The organism is Herbaspirillum sp. 1173 (assembly GCF_031455335.1).
Lineage (GTDB): Bacteria > Pseudomonadota > Gammaproteobacteria > Burkholderiales > Burkholderiaceae_D > Herbaspirillum > Herbaspirillum huttiense.
In genome coordinates this window covers 68,918-86,480 of the sequence record NZ_JAVDSP010000012.1, presented here as the reverse complement: position 1 = coordinate 86,480, position 17,563 = coordinate 68,918, and the positions used below count along the sequence as shown (strand labels likewise).

The window sequence follows — 17,563 nt, the reverse complement described above, 5'->3', positions numbered from 1 at the left end:
GGCGACATTGAACGGCGCTCGCGCGCCGGGAAACCCAGATGAGTTAGCGATACCCTGCGTTTTACAGGCTGCCCTTGGTGGACGGAATCGTACCCGCAGCGCGCGGATCAAGTTCCACGGCCATGCGCAGCGCGCGGCCGAAGGCCTTGAACACGGTTTCGGCCTGGTGGTGGGCATTCACGCCACGCAGGTTGTCCACGTGCAGGGTCACCTGCGCATGATTGACGAAACCGTGGAAGAACTCGCTGGTCAGGTCCACATCGAAGGAACCGATCATCGAGCGGGTAAAGGGAATGTGGTATTCCAGGCCGGGACGCCCGGAGAAATCGATCACCACGCGCGACAGGGCTTCATCCAGCGGCACGTAGGCATGGCCGTAGCGACGGATACCCTTCTTGTCGCCGATGGCCTTGGCAAACGCCATGCCCAGGGTGATGCCCACGTCTTCCACCGTATGGTGCGCGTCGATGTGCAGGTCGCCCTTGGCTTGGATGTCCAGGTCGATCAGGCCGTGGCGGGCGATCTGGTCCAGCATGTGATCCAGGAAGGGCACGCCGGTATCCAGCTTCTGCTGGCCGGTGCCATCCAGGTTGATCGCAACGCGGATCTGCGTCTCGTTGGTATTGCGGACGACTTCGGCGGTTCTCGGTGTAGACATGGTCGGGGTTGGACGGGGTTCTATCGTTGGTAATGCGTAATGCCTGCTTGCCTGCGGTGGACCTTCAAACCTTCACTGCTCGCGCAGTGCATCTTTCAGGGCCGTCAGGAAGATGGCGTTTTCTTCATCCGTACTGACGGTAATGCGCAAACAGTTTTGCAGCAATACGTGCATTCTACCGGCATTTTTGACAAGTACCCTGCGCGCCAGCAAGGCGGCACAGACTTTATCGGCGTCCGGGACGCGGATCAGGATGAAATTGGCCGCCGAAGGGAACACCTCCACCCCCTCCAGCGCCGCCAGTTCGGTCGCCAGCACGCTGCGCGCCTCACGCAGCTGCGCCGCCTGCGCCTCCAGCACCTGCAAGTGTTCCAGCACGAACAGCGCGGCCGCTTCGGTGAGCATGTTGACGTTGTAGGGCGGACGCACCTTGTCCAATTCGCGCAACAGCGCCGGGGCCGCCGACAGGTAGCCCAGGCGGATGCCCGCCAGCCCCAGCTTGGAGACGGTGCGCATCACCACCAGGTTGTTGTGCTGCGGCAATGCCGGCATCAGCGTCGATGCAGCGAAAGGCTGGTAAGCCTCGTCCACCACCACCAGGCCATAGGGTGCGGCGGCTTCGATGATGCGCAGCACGTCGGCCATCGGATAGAGCGTGCCGGTCGGATTGTTGGGATAACCCAGCCAGGTGATGACCGGCTTGTGTTGCTCAATGGCTGCCAGCATCGCGGGCAGGTCCAGCGTCAGGTCCGCGCGCAGTGGCACGCCCACATAATCCAGCCCGGCCATTTTTGCCGAGACGCCATACATGACGAACCCCGGTTCCGGTGCCAGGATGGTCCGCCCCGGAATGGCACAGGCCACCGAAAGCATGGTGATGAGCTCATCCGAACCATTGCCCAGCAGGACGTCATAGCCCGCCGGCACACCCAATTGCGCGCAGATGGCCGCTTTCAGGCGGGTATAGGACGGCACCGGATAACGGTTGAGCTCCAGCGCTGCCAGCCGCTGCGCCAGTTCTTCACGCAAGGCCGGCGGCAGCAGGTAGGGATTTTCCATCGCATCGAGCTTGACCATCCCTTCGGCCGACGGCACGTGATAGGACTGCCAGCCGCGCACCAGCGGGCGGATCACGTTGGCTACCAGGTCGTCCACGGTCTCAGGCTTGGAGGGATTCATCATCTTGGCTCGCAGGCGCCGGCGCATCGAGAGCGTCGAGACGCTGGCGGATCAGTTCGCAATAATCGGGATTGAGTTCAAAGCCGGTGAAGTGGCGACCGCAACGGCGCGCAGCCACGGCGGTAGTGCCGCTGCCCATGAAGGGATCGAGCACCACGCCGCCCGGCGGGCAAGACGCCTTGACCATGCGCTCCACCACTTCCAGCGGTTTCTGGGTGGGATGGTCGGCGCGCTCTTTATGTTCACGATGCAGGCGCGACACACTCCATACATCCTTGGGGTTGTAGCCCATTTCCAGCCACTTGGCCCCGACGAAGATGGAGCGTGAACGCGCCTTCTTGGTCTGGGCATCGTAGGGAATGCGGATGGCGTCGAGATCAAAGAAATAATCCTTGGCCCGCGCGAAGAAACCGATGGTGTCATGCACCGAGGAATAGCGCCGGGTGCTGCCGCCCATGGAGGGCACGCGGCGATCCCAGATGATCTCGTTGATCATGGTCATGCGCTGCTTGAGCATCACGAAGATTTCCGGCGAATTGCGCCAGGTCAGGAAGATGTAGAGACTGCCATTGGGCTTCAACTTGGGCAGCGCGGCATCGATCCACTGCTCGGTCCACGACAGATAAGCGGCCGTATCGAGCTTGTCGGAATCGTTGCCGTAATCCTTGCCCAGCCCATAGGGCGGATCGGCGATCATCAGGTCGACGCTGCCATCGGGAATGCGCGCCAGGCCAGCGGTGGCCGAGAGCGCATCCTCGCAGAATACGCGGTCCAGCCAGCCGGCACCTGCGAGGGAGTCGGTGGCGGAGGTCATCCTGTCACTTCCTGAGCCGCAGTTCGGCCGAGCGGGCGTGCGCCTGCAAGCCTTCACCGTAAGCCAGTTCGGCAGCGATCTTGCCCAGCGTCTGCGCGCCCTCTTCCGAGACGCGAATGATGCTCGAACGCTTCTGGAAGTCATACACGCCCAACGGTGAAGAGAAGCGAGCGGTACGCGACGTCGGCAGCACGTGGTTGGGACCGGCGCAGTAGTCGCCCAGCGATTCGGAGGAGAAGCGTCCCAGGAACATGGCACCGGCATGACGGATCTGGTCCGCCCACTGCTGCGGCTCCTGGGCGGAAATCTCCAGGTGTTCGGCGGCGATCATGTTGGCGATCTCGCAGGCTTCTTCCATGTCGCGCACCTTGACCAGGGCGCCACGGTCGGTGAGCGAAGTGCGGATCACGTCCTTGCGCGGCATGTCTTCCAGCAGGCGGTTGATCGAGGCTTCCACCTTGGCGATGTAGTCCGCATCCGGGCACAGCAGGATGGATTGCGCCAGCTCGTCGTGCTCGGCCTGCGAGAACAGGTCCATGGCGATCCAGTCGGGATCGGTCGCGCCATCGCAGATCACCAGGATTTCCGAAGGACCGGCGATCATGTCGATGCCCACCACGCCGAACACACGGCGCTTGGCGGCGGCCACATAGGCATTGCCGGGACCGACGATCTTGTCCACCTGCGGGATGGTGGCGGTGCCATAAGCCAGCGCGCCCACGGCTTGCGCGCCACCGATGGTGAAGACGCGATCGACACCTGCGATGGCGGCCGCGGCCAGCACCAGTTCATTCTTCACGCCGTCCGGAGTCGGCACGACCATGATGACTTCCTGCACGCCGGCCACCTTGGCCGGAATCGCATTCATCAATACCGACGAAGGATAGGCGGCCTTGCCGCCCGGCACGTAGATGCCCACGCGATCCAGCGGCGTGACCTTCTGGCCCAGCTCGGTGCCATCGGCTTCGCGATACAGGAAACCATCCGATCCGCATTCCTTCTTCTGGCGCTCGTGATAAGCGCGCACGCGGTCGGCGGCGGTCTGCAGCGCATGGCGGCGCGCCTCGGGCAGGCCGGCCAGTGCGGCTTGCAGCGCATCCTTGCCGATTTCCAGGCCGGCCACGGAAGCGGCCTGTAGGCGGTCGAAGCGCTGGGTGTATTCCAGCACGGCCACATCGCCGCGCGCCTTCACATCGGCCAGGATGGTCGCTGCGGCGCGGTCGATGGCCTCGTCTTCGCTGGCTTCGAAGGCCAGCACGGCCGACAGCTTGTCACGGAAGCCGGCTTCGGCGGAATCGAGTTTTCGGATGGCAATGCTCATGGTCTCACCTGCTCTGCGAAGATATCTGGGGTCGTGGGATTACTTGGCCTTGGAAGCCTTCTCGAAGGCATCGAGAATCGGCTGCAGGCGCTCGCGCTTCAACTTCAGCGCGGCCTGGTTCACCACCAGGCGCGAGGAGATGTCGATAATGTGCTCGACTTCCACCAGCTTGTTGGCGCGCAGCGTGCCACCGGTGCTGACCAGGTCGACGATGGCATCCGACAGGCCCACCAGCGGGCCCAGTTCCATCGAGCCATACAGCTTGATCAGGTCCACGTGCACGCCCTTGGCGGCGAAGTGCTCGCGCGCGGTATTGACGTACTTGGTCACCACGCGCAGGCGCGCGCCCTGGCGCACCGCGCTGGCGTAGTCGAAACCTTCCTGCACCGCCACCGACAGGCGGCATTTGGCGATGTTCAGGTCGATGGGCTGGTACAAGCCTTCACCGCCGTGTTCCATCAGCACATCCTTGCCGGCCACGCCGAAATCGGCCGCACCGTATTGCACGTAGGTCGGCACGTCCGAGGCGCGCACGATGATGACGCGCACGTCGGGGTCATTGGTCGGCAGGATCAGCTTGCGCGAGGATTCGGGATCCTCGGCCACGGTGATGCCCGCGGCCTTGAGCAGCGGCAGGGTCTCTTCGAAGATACGGCCCTTGGACAGCGCCAGCGTCAGTTGTTGGGTCATGATGGTGTGCGTTTTCTGGGGTCCGTCAATTTACTTGATACGTTCGATATCGGCACCGATGGCCGACAGCTTGGCTTCCATGCGGTCATAGCCGCGGTCGAGATGGTAGATGCGTTCCACCACGGTCTCGCCTTGCGCGGCCAGCCCGGCGATGACCAGCGAGGCCGACGCGCGCAGGTCGGTCGCCATCACTGGCGCACCGAGGAATTTTTCCACGCCGGTGACGATGGCGGTATTGCCTTCCACATCGATGGCCGCACCCAGGCGATTCAATTCCTGCACGTGCATGAAACGGTTCTCGAAGATGGTCTCGGTGACGTGGCTGGTACCTTCAGCCAGGCAATTCAAGGCCATGAACTGCGCCTGCATGTCAGTCGGGAAACCCGGATATTCGGTAGTGCGGAAGCTCACCGCCTTGGGACGGCGCGCCATCTGGATGCGGATCCAGTCTTCACCCGAAGTGAGGATGGCACCGGCTTCGCGCAGCTTGTCCAGTGCGGCATCCAGCAATCCGGCACGGGTGCGGTGCAAGGTCACGTCGCCACCGGTGGCGGCGACAGCGCACAGGAAAGTGCCGGTCTCGATGCGGTCCGCGATGACCTCATGCTCGGCACCGTGCAACTTCTCCACCCCCTGGATCACCAGACGGTCAGTACCGATGCCCTCGATCTTTGCACCCATCTTCACCAGCAGGTGGGCCAGGTCGCCCACTTCCGGCTCGCGTGCCGCGTTTTCCAGCACGGTCTCGCCATCGGCCAGGGCCGCGGCCATCAGAAGGTTCTCGGTGCCGGTCACGGTGATCATGTCGGTGACGATGCGCGCGCCCTTGAGGCGCTTGGCCTTGGCATGGATGTATCCGGCCTCGATATGAATTTCCGCGCCCATCGCCTGCAGTCCCTTGATGTGCTGGTCCACCGGACGTGAACCAATGGCACAACCGCCGGGCAGCGACACCTTGGCCTGGCCGAAGCGCGCCAGCAAGGGGCCCAGCACCAGGATCGAGGCACGCATGGTCTTGACCAGTTCATACGGCGCTTCCGGGCGGGTGATGTCGTTGCCGTTCAAGACCAGCTGCTCGCCGTTCTCGCGCACGCGCAGGCCCATCTGGCTCATCAGCCTGGTAATGGTGACCACGTCCTGCAGGTGCGGCACATTGGAGAGCACCAGGTCGCCATCGGTGAGCAGGCCCGCGCACAGGATGGGCAGGGCGGCGTTCTTGGCACCGGAAATGGTGACGTCACCGGAGAGGCGCTTGCCGCCACGGATCAAAAGCTTGTCCATCGTGTTGCCTTATTTCTGGAATTCTTCGGGAGTCAGGGTCTTCATCGACAGCGCGTGGATCTCTTCACGCATGCGGTCGCCCAGGGCGGCATAGACCAGCTGATGGCGCTGGATCAGGCGCTTGCCGGTGAAAGCCTCGGCGACGATGACGGCGGTGAAGTGCTGGCCATCGCCCTCCACTTCCAGGTGCTGGCAGTCGAGGCCGGCGGCGATGTAGCTTTTGACGAGTTCAGGTGTGGGTAGCATGGTGAGGCTCTTCACGGGAATGGGGGAGATGGCGGGGCGCAGGGTGTTCAATGCGAACCCGCGCGCAGCTTGTAGCCGCTTTTGAGCATGCGTACGGCCAGGGTCGACAGCGCCACGAAGAACACGGCGACGATACCGAGGCTGGTCATGGGGGGAATGTCGGACTGGCCGAAGAAGCCGTAGCGAAAACCGTCGATCATATAAAAAAACGGGTTGAAATGCGATACCGCCTGCCAGAACGGGGGCAGCGAGTGTATCGAATAGAACACGCCGGCCAGGAAGGTCAGCGGCACGATCAGGAAATTCTGGAACGCCGCCAACTGGTCGAACTTCTCCGCCCAGATCCCTGCAATCAGGCCCATGGTGCCCAGGATGCCCGCACCCAGCAGGGCGAACACCAGGATCCACAGGGGGGCGACGAAGTCCAGGTGACCGAACCAGACGGTGACCACGAACACGCCCGCACCCACCATCAGGCCACGCACCACGGCCGCGAGCACGTAGCCGCCGAACAGCTCCCAGTGCGACAGCGGGGTCAGCAGCACGAACACCAGGTTGCCGGTGATCTTGGACTGGATCAGCGAGGAAGAGCTGTTGGCAAAAGCATTCTGCAGCACGCTCATCATCACCAGGCCCGGCACCAGGAAGCCGGTGTAGTTCACGCCCGGATAGACCTGCACGCGGTCCTGCAGGACGTGGCCGAAGATCAGCAGGTACAGCAGGGCCGTGACGATGGGCGCAGTGATGGTCTGGGTGGCGACCTTCCAGAAACGCAGGATTTCCTTGTAGAACAGGGTGCGGAAACCGATCATTTTTCATCTCCCATGATCTGGATGAAGACGTCTTCCAGGTCGGCCTGCTGCAATTGCAGATCATCGATCTCCGCGCCCGAGGCGCGCAGCGTGGCCAGGATGGGTTCGACTTCCTTGTAGTCATTCACGCGCAGCGTGTACTTGTTGGCGGCATTGCCGGCCAGCAGCTCCTCTGGATGGGTGACCAGAGCCTTGAGGCCATCGGGCAGGCTGCCGCGCTTCAGTCGCAGCACCATCTGCGAACCGGAGATGCGGCGGATCAGCGCATCGGTCGAATCCAGCGCCACCACCTTGCCGAACTTGAGCATGGCGATGCGATTGCACAGGGCCTGGGCTTCTTCCAGGTAGTGCGTGGTCAGCACGATGGTATGCCCCTCGCGGTTGAGGCGGCCGATGAACTGCCAAAGGGTCTGGCGCAGTTCCACGTCCACCCCGGCGGTCGGCTCATCGAGCACGATGACCGGCGGCTTGTGCACCAGCGCCTGGGCCACCAGCACGCGCCGCTTCATGCCGCCGGAGAGTGCGCGCATGTTGGTATCGGCCTTGTTGGTGAGGTCGAGGTTGTCCATGACCTCGTCGATCCACTTGTCGTTGTTGGTCAGGCCAAAATAGCCGGACTGCATGCGCAATGTCTCGCGCACGGTGAAGAAGGGATCGAAGACCAGTTCCTGCGGTACCACGCCCAGGTTCATGCGCGCGCCGCGATAGTCGCTGACCACGTCATGCCCGTGGATGGTGACCGAGCCGGAATCGGCCCGGTTCAGGCCGGCGATGATGGAAATCAACGTGGTCTTGCCGGCGCCGTTGGGGCCCAGCAGACCAAAGAATTCACCTTCTTCGATTGCCAGCGACACACCACCCAGCGCCTGCAGGGACTGGTAGCGCTTCTTGATGTCTGTGATTTGGAGAGCGGCCATTGCCTCGCCCGTTCAATACGTTACTTGCCAGAAAGAAATAAGGAGCCAGGAGTTCCACCGGGGAATCCGCTGTCCGCCTCGCCTCGGCCGCGCCATCCTCCCGACGGGGAAGCGTATGACGCAGTCATGTTGTCGTTGCGCTATGAAATAGCCGGAATGTTTTGCTGATGCCGACGGGCGGGAGAATGCCTGGCGGAAACGTGATCCGCTGCCAACGCCGCCAGCGCGCCTGCAAAACCTTCGATTATAGGGGAATTCGATATTCCGGGCCGCCGTAGCACGGGCTTCCCGGCACCCGGGAGCCCGGGTCGCAAGGAGAAAACGCGATCAGTGATGTCGATCGGTAGCGGAGGTCGGTGCGGCTGCACCTTGCAACAGGGCGGTCACGCCGTAGAGATCGGCCAGGCTCTGCAGGTTGGCCGGCAAGGGACCGAAATCCAGCGCGGCGCCGCGACCGGCAGCGGCACGCCGCCAGGCCAGCAGGGTCGCCACGGCCGAGGAATCGACCACGGCCACCTCGCTGACGTCAATGCTGGCCTGGCCGGCGGCGATGGCCGACAGGCCTTCGCGCAGGACGGTGCTGGCATTGGTGAAGGTCAGCGAGGCGCCGGGCTTGAACATGGTGCGTTCTTTCGGTTCAGGAGATTGGTCGATGAACGGAACAGCTTACTTCTTGCCGTTGCCGCGTGCGGCCAACTGCTGGTTCTTGTCGGTCAGCGCCTTGATCAGGCCGTCGATGCCGCCCTTGCTGATCTCGTTGGAGAAGGTGCCGCGGTAGGCTTCCACCAGCCAGGCGCCCAGCACGTTGACGTCATACAGCTTCCAGCCGTCGGGCTTCTTTTCCAGGCGATAGCTCAGCTGGATCGGCTCACCGCCGCGCGAGGAGATCACCTGCGAGTTCACTTCCACTTCGGTATCGGTCGGGGCGGCGCGCAGCGGCTTGAATTCGATCTTCTGGTCACGCACCTGCGACAGCGCGCCGGAGTAGGTGAACACCAGCAGGCTGCGGAACTGGGTAATCAGCTGCTTCTGCTGATCCGGGGTGGCCTGGCGCCAGTAGCGGCCGGCGGCCAGCTGGGTCATGCGCTCGAAGTCGACGTAGGGGAGGATCTTCTGTTCCACCAGCTGCATGATGCGGGTATTGTCGCCGGACTGGATATCCTTGTCATTCTTGGCAGTATCCAGCACTTCCGAGCTGATGCGCTTGACCAGCGCATCCGGGGCTTCCTGGGCGGACGCTGCGCCGGAGAAGGACAGCGCGGGAACCGCGAAGGCAGCGATAGCGAAAAGTTTGGTAAGCATCTTCATAAGTCGGTTTTCCATTCGAGTCAGCAGAAGGTGCCGGGGCTGCCCCGGCTGCATCGCAATGAGTCGCGATGCGTACGCCGACGGCAGCCGGCATGTCCTTCGAAGCCCGCCCGGGAGCGGGGTTCCCGTGCCGTCACAGTTCGGCACGGATGTTACAGATTGCCCTCGGAGGGCAAAGAAACTGGGCAGACAGCGCAGATTGGGCAATTGGCCCACATTTCAAGACAAGACTGCGGCACCGCAAGCGAGACCGCGGCCTCCCCGCTGGTCAGCGGGGCAAGGTCGGCGGCCATCAGGGCTTGATCGCTTCTTCCTTTTGCTCGCGGCCGCTGGAGCCACCATTGATCTGACTCTGGCGACGTTGCAGGTAGGCGTCGCGCACGAAGTCGTACTTGTCCAGCGCGGCATCTTCCAGCAGGGTCGAGGCATCCAGCAACTGGGCGCGGCGGTCGACGATGCGGACCACGGCACCGACGTTGCGCCAGCGGGTCGGACGCTTGTAGGTCCACAGGTCGCCGTACAGGTCCACCGGCATGCCGGCGGTGTCACGCAGCGTGGACGGGCCGAAGAACGGCAGCACCACGTACGGGCCGGAGCCGACGCCCCACTTGCCCAGGGTCTGGCCGAAATCGGACTTCTCGCGCGGTAGGCGGGCTTCGGTCGCCACGTCCAGCACGCCACCCAGACCGAAGGTGGTGTTGATGGCCACACGCATGAAGGTCGAGACGCCCTGCTCGATACGGCCCTGCAGCAGCTGGTTGATGGACGACCAGACATCGCCGATGTTGCCGAAGAAGTTGCCCACGCCATGCTGGATCGGGGTCGGAACCACGGTGTCGTAGGCTTGCGCGGCCGGCTTCAGGGCCACCTTGTCGACCGTGTCGTTGAAACTGAACATGGTGCGGTTGAAGCCTTCCAGCGGATCGTTCGGATTGTTGCTGGTGCTGGCGCAGCCGGTCAGGGCTGCCGCCGCCAGGGTCAGGGCGCCGAGACGGCCTGCGTAGACGGTGCTGATGGCTTTTTTATTCATTTGGAATCATCCTTTCCCTCTGCCGCCTTGCTGTACAGGAATTGACCGATGAGGTTTTCCAGAACGATGGCGGATTGTGTCATCTTAATCGTATCGCCCGAGGCCAGGTTAGCAGTATCGCCGCCTGGCTCGATCCCGATGTATTGTTCACCCAACAGACCCGAGGTCAGGATCTTGGCCGAGCTGTCCTTGGGGAATTTGTAGCTTTCGTTCATGTTCAGCGTGACCACGGCGCGGAAGGTCTGGTCATCGAAGCGGATCGAATCCACCCGGCCCACGACCACACCGGCGCTCTTGACCGCCGCACGCGACTTCAGGCCGCCGATGTTGTCAAAATTGGCCTTGAGGGCATAGGTCTTCTGGCCGAAGGACATCGAGCTCATGTTGCCGACCTTGAGCGCCAGGAACGCCAGCGCGGCCACACCGGCCAGCACGAAGATTCCTACCCAGGCATCCAGAGATTTACGTTGCATATTGAACCCTTTTTCTACCCTTTTATTCACATCATTGCGCCCCGACCGGGCGCTTGTCCAAGCACTGCGGCACTCAGCTGAACATCAGTGCAGTCAGCAGGAAATCCAGGCCCAGCACGGTCAGCGAGGCGATCACCACGGTCCGGGTGGTGGCCCGAGCCACGCCTTCGGGGGTTGGCTGCGCCTCATAGCCCTGGAACAGCGCCACGAAGGTGACGGCGATACCGAAGACGATGCTCTTCAACACGCCATTGGCGATGTCATTCCACACATCCACGCCGCCCTGCATCTGCGACCAGAAGGCGCCTTCATCCACGCCGATCAGCAGCACGCCGACCACATAGCCGCCCAGCACGCCGACGGCACTGAAGATGGCCGCCAGCACCGGCATGGCGATCACGCCAGCCCAGAAGCGCGGGGCCACCACGCGTTGCAGCGGGTTCACGGCCATCATTTCCATGGCAGAAAGTTGCTCGCCGGCCTTCATCAGTCCGATCTCGGCGGTCAGCGAGGTCCCGGCGCGGCCGGCAAACAGCAGGGCTGTCACCACCGGCCCCAGTTCACGGGTCAGCGACAAGGCTACCAACAGACCGAGCGCCTGTTCCGAACCATACTTGTTGAGCGTGTAATAGCCCTGCAGCCCCAGCACGAAGCCCACGAACAGGCCCGACACGGTGATGATCACCAGCGAGTAGTTGCCGATGAAGTGGATCTGGTCGGTGATCAGGCGCGGGCGGCGCAGCAGGCCCAGGGAGGCGCCCAGCATATTGATGAACATGCGTCCGGCAAAGCCGACCCCGACCACGAATTCGCGCACGCTGCGGCCGAGGCCGCTGACGAAACCGGCGATCATGCTGCACCTCCCAGGCCCAGGTCCTCGGCCAGCGATTTGCCGGGATAGTGGAACGGCACCGGGCCGTCCGCCTGGGCGTGGACAAATTGCTTCACATAGGGATCGGTGGATTCACGCATTTGTTGCGGTGTCCCCTGCGCCACGATCTTGCCGGCCGACAGGAAATACACATAGTCGGCAATGGCGAAGGATTCATTGACGTCGTGCGATACCAGGATCGAGGTCGAGCCCAGAGCATCGTTGAGCCGGCGAATCAGATTGGCGGTCACGCCCATGGAAATCGGATCGAGCCCGGCGAAGGGTTCGTCATACATGATCAGGGCCGGATCAAGCGCGATGGCCCGTGCCAGCGCCACCCGGCGCGCCATGCCGCCGGAGATCTCGGCGGGTTTGAGCGAGGCGGCATTGCGCAGTCCCACGGCGTTGAGCTTCATGAGCACCAGGTCGCGGATGAGCGTTTCATCCAGATCGGTATGCTCGCGCAGCGGGAAGGCCACGTTGTCGAACACCGTCATGTCGGTAAAGAGCGCGCCGTTCTGGAACAGCATGCCCATTTTGCGACGCAACACGTAGAGTTGTTTGGTCGTCAGCGACGGCACGTTCTCGCCATCGACTTCCACCCTGCCCTCCTGCGGCTGCAGCTGGCCGCCGATCAGGCGCAGGATGGTGGTCTTGCCGGATCCGGAACCGCCCATCACCGCCACCACCTTGCCACGCGGGAAGTCCATCTGCAGACCGGTCAGGATAGGCCGGTCGCCATAACGGAAGTGCAGATCGCGGATTTCGACGATATTAGTCAAAGCAGGCAAAGGGATTCGTTGAGGATTTGGGAAAACCGACATTGTAGAGCAAATTTTACAAATCGCTTTCAAGAAGGCAATACAGCCTGTAAATGGCGGGAGCCGAAAAGCCCCGTTCTTTACAAGTTACAGGCATGTTCACTACAAATAACTACAATTTCCGTCAACCAACTAGATGACGATTGAGTCATTTAAATATTGCATCGGCAAAAAATTTCTCATTGCGTGGTGCATCTGCAACGAAATGGTGCAATGCAGACAATTTTCCGAGACGCGAATCAAGGCTCGCATGTTACCAGTGATGGGGAGATACCACAGCGCGGGGGTGCGGAAGGATGCTGCATCGCAAAGCTGGGGCTTGGGGCGTGCGGCTTGCTACAATGTCGGTTTTGCTTTCGGAAGAATCTGTCATGAGCCTCAAATGCGGCATCGTGGGTCTGCCCAACGTCGGTAAGTCCACTCTTTTCAACGCGCTGACCAAGGCGGGCATCGCCGCCGAGAACTATCCGTTCTGCACCATCGAGCCCAACGTCGGCATCGTGGAAGTGCCCGATCCGCGTCTGAAGGCGCTGGCCGAGATCGTCAAGCCCGAGCGCATCCTGCCGGCGACGGTGGAATTCGTGGACATCGCCGGCCTGGTGGCGGGCGCCTCCAAGGGTGAAGGTTTGGGCAACCAGTTCCTGTCGCACATCCGCGAGACCGACGCCATCGTCAACGTGGTGCGTTGTTTCGAAGATCCGAACGTGATCCACGTAGCTGGCCGCGTGAGCCCGCTGGACGACATCGCCGTGATCCAGACCGAACTGGCGCTGGCCGACATGGGCACGGTCGAGAAGGCCATCCACCGCGAGCAGAAGAAGGCCCGTTCCGGTGACAAGGATGCCGCCAAGCTGGTGGCCCTGCTGGAGCGCATCATGCCGGCGCTGGACGAAGCCAAGCCGGTGCGCGCGCTGGGCCTGGATGCTGAAGAGATGCTGCTGATCAAGCCGCTGTGCCTGATCACGGCCAAGCCGGCGATGTACGTGGCCAACGTATCCGACAGCGGTTTCACCGACAACCCGCTGCTGGACCAGCTGACTGCCTACGCCCAGGAACAGAACGCCCCGATCGTGGCCATCTGCGCAGCCATCGAAGCCGAGATCGCCGACCTGGACGACGCCGACAAGGCCGACTTCCTGGCCGACATGGGCATGGAAGAACCGGGCCTGGATCGCCTGATCCGCGCCGCCTTCAAGCTCCTGGGCCTGCAGACTTACTTCACCGCTGGCGTCAAGGAAGTGCGCGCCTGGACGGTGCCGGTGGGCGCGACCGGCCCGCAGGCGGCTGGCGTGATCCACACCGACTTCGAACGCGGCTTCATTCGTGCGCAGACCATTGCCTTTGAGGACTTCATTGCCTTCAAGGGTGAGGCCGGTGCCAAGGAAGCGGGCAAGATGCGCGCGGAAGGCAAGGAGTATGTGGTCAAGGATGGGGATGTGATGAATTTCTTGTTCAACGTGTGACGCCTTCCCGATCGACGCGAGTCGACCTCAATAAAAACCCCGAATTGATTCGGGGTTTTTTATTAACAGCCGCCTTGCGGCTTGATTCAATGTCGTACCAACATGTAGTACTTCCACTTGAAACGCCTCCGGCTCGCGATCAGGATTCCAGCCACTGATCGGCAAGTGCGTCCGGATGCTCGCCTTGCCGGCCCTTATCTCCTCCCACTACTCAACTGCGGCGTCAAAAACGACTGCCTGAAATACTCCCGCACCGCCTCCATGGCTGGCGTAAACGTCACCCCCTTGCGCCAGGCCAGCCCCACATTCATGGCCGGCACGTGATCCATCAGCAGCACCGTCTCGATCCGCAATCCCTCCAGCGACCAGGGCCGGTACACCAGGTCCGACAGAATCGCCACCCCCGACCCATTGGCCACCATGCTACGCACCGCCTCGATGGAACTGGTGCGCATGATGATGTTGGGCTTGCGTCCGCTTTGATTCCAGTAGCGCAGCGCGGTCTTGTCGGCCTCGTCCACCGTCAGCAGGATGAAGGGCTCATTGGCCACTTCGGACAAATTCACCACCGTGCGCTCGCCCAGCGCGTGCCGGGCCGGCAGCCACAGGCGGCGCACTGATCCGAACAAGGTCTCATAGGCAATCTCGCGGTGACGCAGATTGGATGTCAGCACCACCGCCATATCGATCTCGCCCTCCACCAGGCTCTGCTCGATCTCCGCGCGCTCCTTCTCATGCACGTGGATCTTGATGCCCGGATAGGACTGCGACAGCCGCTGCAGGTGGTGCGGCAAAAAATACCCCAGCACCGTGTAACTGGCCGCCACCCGCAAACTGCCGCTGGCCGTGTTGTCCGGCAAGGGACTCTTCATCGCGTCGTCCACGCTGCGCAGGATCGAATACGCATGGTTGAGGAAATGCCGCCCGCTGTCGGTGAGGATCATCCCCTGCGGAGAACGGATGAACAGCGGTGCCCCCAGCAAAGCCTCCAGTTCCTGGATGGCACTGGTGACCGAGGATTGCGAAATGTGCAGATGGATCGCCGCCTGCGAAATCTGTCCCACTTCCGCTGTGGCCACGAAATAACGGATCTGCCGGAGAGTGATGGCCATGTTTGACGCCCTTCATAAGCTATCGGATTTTTCGATATCAAGCCCTCTGATAATACATCTGTCCAATACCGTTGACGATTTCTATACTCGGTTTCATGTGCTGATTCCGACAGCACCGGAGACCACCAGATGAAGACAATCGACCTGAATTCGGACATGGGCGAAGGCTTCGGCCCCTGGACCATCGGCGATGGCGTCGACGCGGCCATCATGCCCCTGATCAGTTCAGCCAACATCGCCACCGGCTTTCACGCAGGCGATCCCAACACCATGCGGCGTACGGTGGAACAGGCCCGGCAACACGGCGTGGCCATCGGCGCACATCCCGGCTTTCGCGACCTGCTCGGCTTCGGCCGCCGCCATCTCAACGCGCCGGCCATCGAACTGGTCAACGACATGCTCTACCAGCTCGGTGCCCTGCGTGAGTTCGCCCGCCTCAACGGCATGCCCCTGCAGCACATCAAGCCGCACGGCGCGCTCTACATGCACCTGGCCCGCGATGAGGAGGCCGCCCGCGTCTTCGTACAGACGCTGCGCCAGCTGGACCCGAACTTGCTTCTCTTCTGCATGCACGGCTCGGCGGTCTGGCGCGTGGCGCAGGAACTGCAGCAGGCGGTGGTCTGCGAGTTCTATGCCGACCGCGATTACGACAACAGCGGCTCCATCGTCTTCACCCGCCGCGTCGGTGCGCTCGATCCGGCCCAGGTCGCAGCCAAGGTGCTGCGGGCGTGTCGCGAAGGCGTGGTGCGGACGGTCGAAGGCCGCGACATCCCCATCGCCTTCGACTCCGTCTGCATCCACAGCGATACCCCTGGTGCACTGGCGCTGGTGCAGGCCACGCGCAAGAGCCTGGACGCGGCCGACATCGCCATTGCCGCGCCGCGCTGATCCCCCCATTCGTTACGAAGGAGAAAAGTCATGGCAGTCCACGAAGTGCACTCCCCTTTGCCCGGCACCTTCTATCGCCGGTCCAGCCCCGATGCCCCACCCTATGCAGAGGCAGGCGACGTCATCGAAGCCGGCCGCGTGATCGGCCTGATCGAAGTGATGAAACAATTTACGGAATTGCAGGCCGAGCACGGCGGCAAGCTGCTGGCCTTCCACGTCGGCAACGGCGACCCGGTCGAACCCGGCCAGCTGGTCGCCGTGATCGAGACCGCAGACTGAGGCCGGCATCATGACGACTTCCCTGCGCAAACTCCTCATCGCCAATCGCGGCGAGATCGCGGTGCGCATCATTCGTGCCGCACAAGCCCTGGGCATCAAGACGGTAGCTGCCTGTAGCGAAGCCGATGCCGATTCGCTGGCCGCGCGCATGGCCGATGAAGTCCAACTCATCGGCCCGGCCCGCGCCGACCGCAGCTATCTCAATGTGGACGCCTTGCTGAAGGCGGCACGCGACAGCGGTGCCGATGCCATCCATCCTGGCTATGGTTTCCTCTCCGAAAACGCTGCCTTCGCCGAAGCCGTCAGCGCGGCCGGATTGATCTTCGTGGGACCGGAGGCCGATACCATCCGCCGCATGGGCGACAAGGCCGAAGCGCGTCGTACCGCGGCCGCCGCCGGGGTGCCAGTGGTGCCGGGCTCGGCGGGCGAACTGGAGGATATTGCCAGCGCGCTGGCCTGTGCCGACGAGGTCGGCTATCCGCTGCTGATCAAGGCCTCTGCTGGAGGCGGCGGCCGTGGCATCCGCATGGCGCGCGATGCCGCCGAACTGGCGCGGGAGTTCCCGCTGGCGCAGGGCGAAGCCCAGGCCGCCTTCGGTTCCGGTGCAGTGTATCTGGAGCGTTTCATCCGCCGTGCGCGCCACATCGAAGTACAAATCCTGGGCGATGGCCAGCGAGCCGTTCACCTGTTCGAACGCGAATGCTCGCTGCAACGGCGTCGCCAGAAGGTCTTCGAAGAAGCCCCCTCACCTGCGCTCACGCCGCAACAGCGGCAGGCCCTCTGCGACAGCGCCGTGCGTCTGGCCGCCCGGCTGCGCTACCGCGGTGCCGGGACGCTCGAATATCTGTTCGACGACGAGAGCGGCGAGTTCTTCTTCATCGAGATGAATACCCGCATCCAGGTCGAGCATCCCGTCACCGAGATGATCACCGGCATCGATCTGGTCCAGGCCATGTTGCGCATCGCCGGTGGCGAGCCGCTGGGCCTGCAGCAGTCCGACATCCGCATGCAAGGCGCAGCGCTGGAGATGCGCATCAATGCCGAAGATCCCGAGCGCAATTTCTTCCCCTGCCCCGGCACTGTTGCCGAACTGCAGTGGCCGCAGGGCGAGGGCATCCGAGTGGAGAGCCATCTCTATGCGGGCTATCGCATCCCGCCGTATTACGACTCGCTGCTGGCCAAGCTGGTGGTCCTTGGCAAGGACCGCGCGCAGGCCATCGCCCGCGCCCAGGCGGCGGTTGCTGCCACGCACATCACCGGCATGGCCACCACCTTGCCCCTGCATCAGTGGTTGCTGGCCGATGCCCGCGTACAGGCCGCCCGCTTCGATACCGGCGCGCTGGAAAGCTGGCTGGCCGAACGTGCCAACGCGCGCACCGCGCAACTTGAGGAGGCCTGAA

The 17,563-nt window shown here is 62.8% G+C and carries 20 protein-coding genes; 4 read left to right on the top strand and 16 right to left on the bottom strand.

Annotated features, from left to right (window positions below; translation table 11 throughout):
• Nucleotides 1-61 precede the first annotated feature (61 nt).
• The 15 genes from hisB to J2X56_RS25150 form a co-directional block, all read right to left on the bottom strand.
• Nucleotides 62-658 (bottom strand): imidazoleglycerol-phosphate dehydratase HisB, encoded by a 597-nt coding sequence (gene hisB, locus J2X56_RS25220; RefSeq protein ID WP_121040419.1) that lies wholly within the window; start codon nt 656-658, stop codon nt 62-64.
• A 72-nt stretch (nt 659-730) separates the two neighbouring features.
• On the bottom strand, nt 731-1,837 hold the full coding sequence (gene hisC / locus J2X56_RS25215; RefSeq protein ID WP_310163837.1) for a histidinol-phosphate transaminase: 1,107 nt from the start codon (nt 1,835-1,837) through the stop codon (nt 731-733).
• Nucleotides 1,818-2,651: a site-specific DNA-methyltransferase gene (locus tag J2X56_RS25210; protein WP_204727033.1), complete on the bottom strand. Its 834-nt coding sequence runs from the start codon at nt 2,649-2,651 to the stop codon at nt 1,818-1,820. Before J2X56_RS25210 ends, hisC begins: the two co-directional genes overlap by 20 nt.
• A gap of 4 nt (nt 2,652-2,655) precedes the next feature.
• Nucleotides 2,656-3,972, bottom strand: coding sequence for a histidinol dehydrogenase (gene hisD, locus J2X56_RS25205; RefSeq protein WP_034330743.1), 1,317 nt, complete (start codon nt 3,970-3,972; stop codon nt 2,656-2,658).
• A gap of 39 nt (nt 3,973-4,011) precedes the next feature.
• Nucleotides 4,012-4,662, bottom strand: a complete 651-nt coding sequence (gene hisG / locus J2X56_RS25200; RefSeq protein WP_134223469.1) for an ATP phosphoribosyltransferase — start codon at nt 4,660-4,662, stop codon at nt 4,012-4,014.
• A 30-nt stretch (nt 4,663-4,692) separates the two neighbouring features.
• Complete coding sequence (gene murA / locus J2X56_RS25195; RefSeq protein WP_204727031.1) at nt 4,693-5,943, bottom strand: UDP-N-acetylglucosamine 1-carboxyvinyltransferase; 1,251 nt, start codon at nt 5,941-5,943, stop codon at nt 4,693-4,695.
• Nucleotides 5,944-5,952: 9 nt separating this feature from the next.
• On the bottom strand, nt 5,953-6,189 hold the full coding sequence (locus J2X56_RS25190; RefSeq protein WP_039783960.1) for a BolA family protein: 237 nt from the start codon (nt 6,187-6,189) through the stop codon (nt 5,953-5,955).
• Nucleotides 6,190-6,236: 47 nt separating this feature from the next.
• The gene (locus J2X56_RS25185) at nt 6,237-7,001 is read right to left on the bottom strand and encodes an ABC transporter permease (protein WP_034330737.1); all 765 of its coding nucleotides are present in this window, start codon (nt 6,999-7,001) and stop codon (nt 6,237-6,239) included.
• Nucleotides 6,998-7,918, bottom strand: coding sequence for an ABC transporter ATP-binding protein (locus tag J2X56_RS25180; protein WP_039783846.1), 921 nt, complete (start codon nt 7,916-7,918; stop codon nt 6,998-7,000). The genes J2X56_RS25185 and J2X56_RS25180 overlap by 4 nt, the downstream gene beginning before the upstream one ends.
• A gap of 327 nt (nt 7,919-8,245) precedes the next feature.
• Entirely contained in the window at nt 8,246-8,539 is a 294-nt protein-coding gene (locus J2X56_RS25175; RefSeq protein WP_034330732.1) for a lipid asymmetry maintenance protein MlaB, read from the bottom strand.
• Nucleotides 8,540-8,584: 45 nt separating this feature from the next.
• Nucleotides 8,585-9,226: a phospholipid-binding protein MlaC gene (locus J2X56_RS25170; RefSeq protein ID WP_134223472.1), complete on the bottom strand. Its 642-nt coding sequence runs from the start codon at nt 9,224-9,226 to the stop codon at nt 8,585-8,587.
• A gap of 292 nt (nt 9,227-9,518) precedes the next feature.
• Nucleotides 9,519-10,256, bottom strand: coding sequence for a VacJ family lipoprotein (locus J2X56_RS25165; RefSeq protein WP_121040429.1), 738 nt, complete (start codon nt 10,254-10,256; stop codon nt 9,519-9,521).
• Nucleotides 10,253-10,729, bottom strand: a complete 477-nt coding sequence (gene mlaD / locus J2X56_RS25160; protein WP_034330727.1) for an outer membrane lipid asymmetry maintenance protein MlaD — start codon at nt 10,727-10,729, stop codon at nt 10,253-10,255. The genes J2X56_RS25165 and mlaD overlap by 4 nt, the downstream gene beginning before the upstream one ends.
• A 73-nt stretch (nt 10,730-10,802) precedes the next feature.
• Nucleotides 10,803-11,582, bottom strand: a complete 780-nt coding sequence (mlaE, locus tag J2X56_RS25155; RefSeq protein ID WP_121040431.1) for a lipid asymmetry maintenance ABC transporter permease subunit MlaE — start codon at nt 11,580-11,582, stop codon at nt 10,803-10,805.
• Nucleotides 11,579-12,382 carry an ABC transporter ATP-binding protein gene (locus J2X56_RS25150; RefSeq protein WP_310163834.1) on the bottom strand — a complete coding sequence of 268 codons (804 nt, stop codon included), beginning with the start codon at nt 12,380-12,382 and terminating at the stop codon, nt 11,579-11,581. Before J2X56_RS25150 ends, mlaE begins: the two co-directional genes overlap by 4 nt.
• A 410-nt stretch (nt 12,383-12,792) precedes the next feature.
• Between J2X56_RS25150 and ychF the strand changes: the two genes are divergently transcribed.
• The gene (gene ychF, locus J2X56_RS25145; RefSeq protein ID WP_034330723.1) at nt 12,793-13,884 is read left to right on the top strand and encodes a redox-regulated ATPase YchF; all 1,092 of its coding nucleotides are present in this window, start codon (nt 12,793-12,795) and stop codon (nt 13,882-13,884) included.
• Between the two features lie 194 nt (nt 13,885-14,078).
• On the opposite strand, the gene J2X56_RS25140 is transcribed toward ychF, so the two are convergent.
• Nucleotides 14,079-14,996, bottom strand: coding sequence for a LysR family transcriptional regulator (locus tag J2X56_RS25140; protein WP_039786340.1), 918 nt, complete (start codon nt 14,994-14,996; stop codon nt 14,079-14,081).
• Between the two features lie 129 nt (nt 14,997-15,125).
• Between J2X56_RS25140 and J2X56_RS25135 the strand changes: the two genes are divergently transcribed.
• Genes J2X56_RS25135 through J2X56_RS25125 form a run of 3 tightly spaced genes read left to right on the top strand, consistent with a single transcriptional unit; the run spans nt 15,126 to nt 17,562 of the window.
• The gene (locus tag J2X56_RS25135; protein WP_310163698.1) at nt 15,126-15,884 is read left to right on the top strand and encodes a 5-oxoprolinase subunit PxpA; all 759 of its coding nucleotides are present in this window, start codon (nt 15,126-15,128) and stop codon (nt 15,882-15,884) included.
• Between the two features lie 30 nt (nt 15,885-15,914).
• On the top strand, nt 15,915-16,163 hold the full coding sequence (locus J2X56_RS25130; protein WP_121040433.1) for an acetyl-CoA carboxylase: 249 nt from the start codon (nt 15,915-15,917) through the stop codon (nt 16,161-16,163).
• A 10-nt stretch (nt 16,164-16,173) separates the two neighbouring features.
• Entirely contained in the window at nt 16,174-17,562 is a 1,389-nt protein-coding gene (locus J2X56_RS25125; protein ID WP_310163693.1) for an acetyl-CoA carboxylase biotin carboxylase subunit, read from the top strand.
• The last annotated feature ends 1 nt before the right edge of the window (nt 17,563 follow it).

What these genes read in the sequence shown, in the direction of transcription:
- hisB (WP_121040419.1), bottom strand. Translation starts at nt 658, where the DNA reads ATGTCTACACCGAGAACCGCCGAAGTCGTCCGCAATACCAACGAGACG.
- hisC (WP_310163837.1), bottom strand. Translation starts at nt 1,837, where the DNA reads ATGAATCCCTCCAAGCCTGAGACCGTGGACGACCTGGTAGCCAACGTG.
- J2X56_RS25210 (WP_204727033.1), bottom strand. Translation starts at nt 2,651, where the DNA reads ATGACCTCCGCCACCGACTCCCTCGCAGGTGCCGGCTGGCTGGACCGC.
- hisD (WP_034330743.1), bottom strand. Translation starts at nt 3,972, where the DNA reads ATGAGCATTGCCATCCGAAAACTCGATTCCGCCGAAGCCGGCTTCCGT.
- hisG (WP_134223469.1), bottom strand. Translation starts at nt 4,662, where the DNA reads ATGACCCAACAACTGACGCTGGCGCTGTCCAAGGGCCGTATCTTCGAA.
- murA (WP_204727031.1), bottom strand. Translation starts at nt 5,943, where the DNA reads ATGGACAAGCTTTTGATCCGTGGCGGCAAGCGCCTCTCCGGTGACGTC.
- J2X56_RS25190 (WP_039783960.1), bottom strand. Translation starts at nt 6,189, where the DNA reads ATGCTACCCACACCTGAACTCGTCAAAAGCTACATCGCCGCCGGCCTC.
- J2X56_RS25185 (WP_034330737.1), bottom strand. Translation starts at nt 7,001, where the DNA reads ATGATCGGTTTCCGCACCCTGTTCTACAAGGAAATCCTGCGTTTCTGG.
- J2X56_RS25180 (WP_039783846.1), bottom strand. Translation starts at nt 7,918, where the DNA reads ATGGCCGCTCTCCAAATCACAGACATCAAGAAGCGCTACCAGTCCCTG.
- J2X56_RS25175 (WP_034330732.1), bottom strand. Translation starts at nt 8,539, where the DNA reads ATGTTCAAGCCCGGCGCCTCGCTGACCTTCACCAATGCCAGCACCGTC.
- J2X56_RS25170 (WP_134223472.1), bottom strand. Translation starts at nt 9,226, where the DNA reads ATGAAGATGCTTACCAAACTTTTCGCTATCGCTGCCTTCGCGGTTCCC.
- J2X56_RS25165 (WP_121040429.1), bottom strand. Translation starts at nt 10,256, where the DNA reads ATGAATAAAAAAGCCATCAGCACCGTCTACGCAGGCCGTCTCGGCGCC.
- mlaD (WP_034330727.1), bottom strand. Translation starts at nt 10,729, where the DNA reads ATGCAACGTAAATCTCTGGATGCCTGGGTAGGAATCTTCGTGCTGGCC.
- mlaE (WP_121040431.1), bottom strand. Translation starts at nt 11,582, where the DNA reads ATGATCGCCGGTTTCGTCAGCGGCCTCGGCCGCAGCGTGCGCGAATTC.
- ychF (WP_034330723.1), top strand. Translation starts at nt 12,793, where the DNA reads ATGAGCCTCAAATGCGGCATCGTGGGTCTGCCCAACGTCGGTAAGTCC.
- J2X56_RS25140 (WP_039786340.1), bottom strand. Translation starts at nt 14,996, where the DNA reads ATGGCCATCACTCTCCGGCAGATCCGTTATTTCGTGGCCACAGCGGAA.
- J2X56_RS25135 (WP_310163698.1), top strand. Translation starts at nt 15,126, where the DNA reads ATGAAGACAATCGACCTGAATTCGGACATGGGCGAAGGCTTCGGCCCC.
- J2X56_RS25130 (WP_121040433.1), top strand. Translation starts at nt 15,915, where the DNA reads ATGGCAGTCCACGAAGTGCACTCCCCTTTGCCCGGCACCTTCTATCGC.
- J2X56_RS25125 (WP_310163693.1), top strand. Translation starts at nt 16,174, where the DNA reads ATGACGACTTCCCTGCGCAAACTCCTCATCGCCAATCGCGGCGAGATC.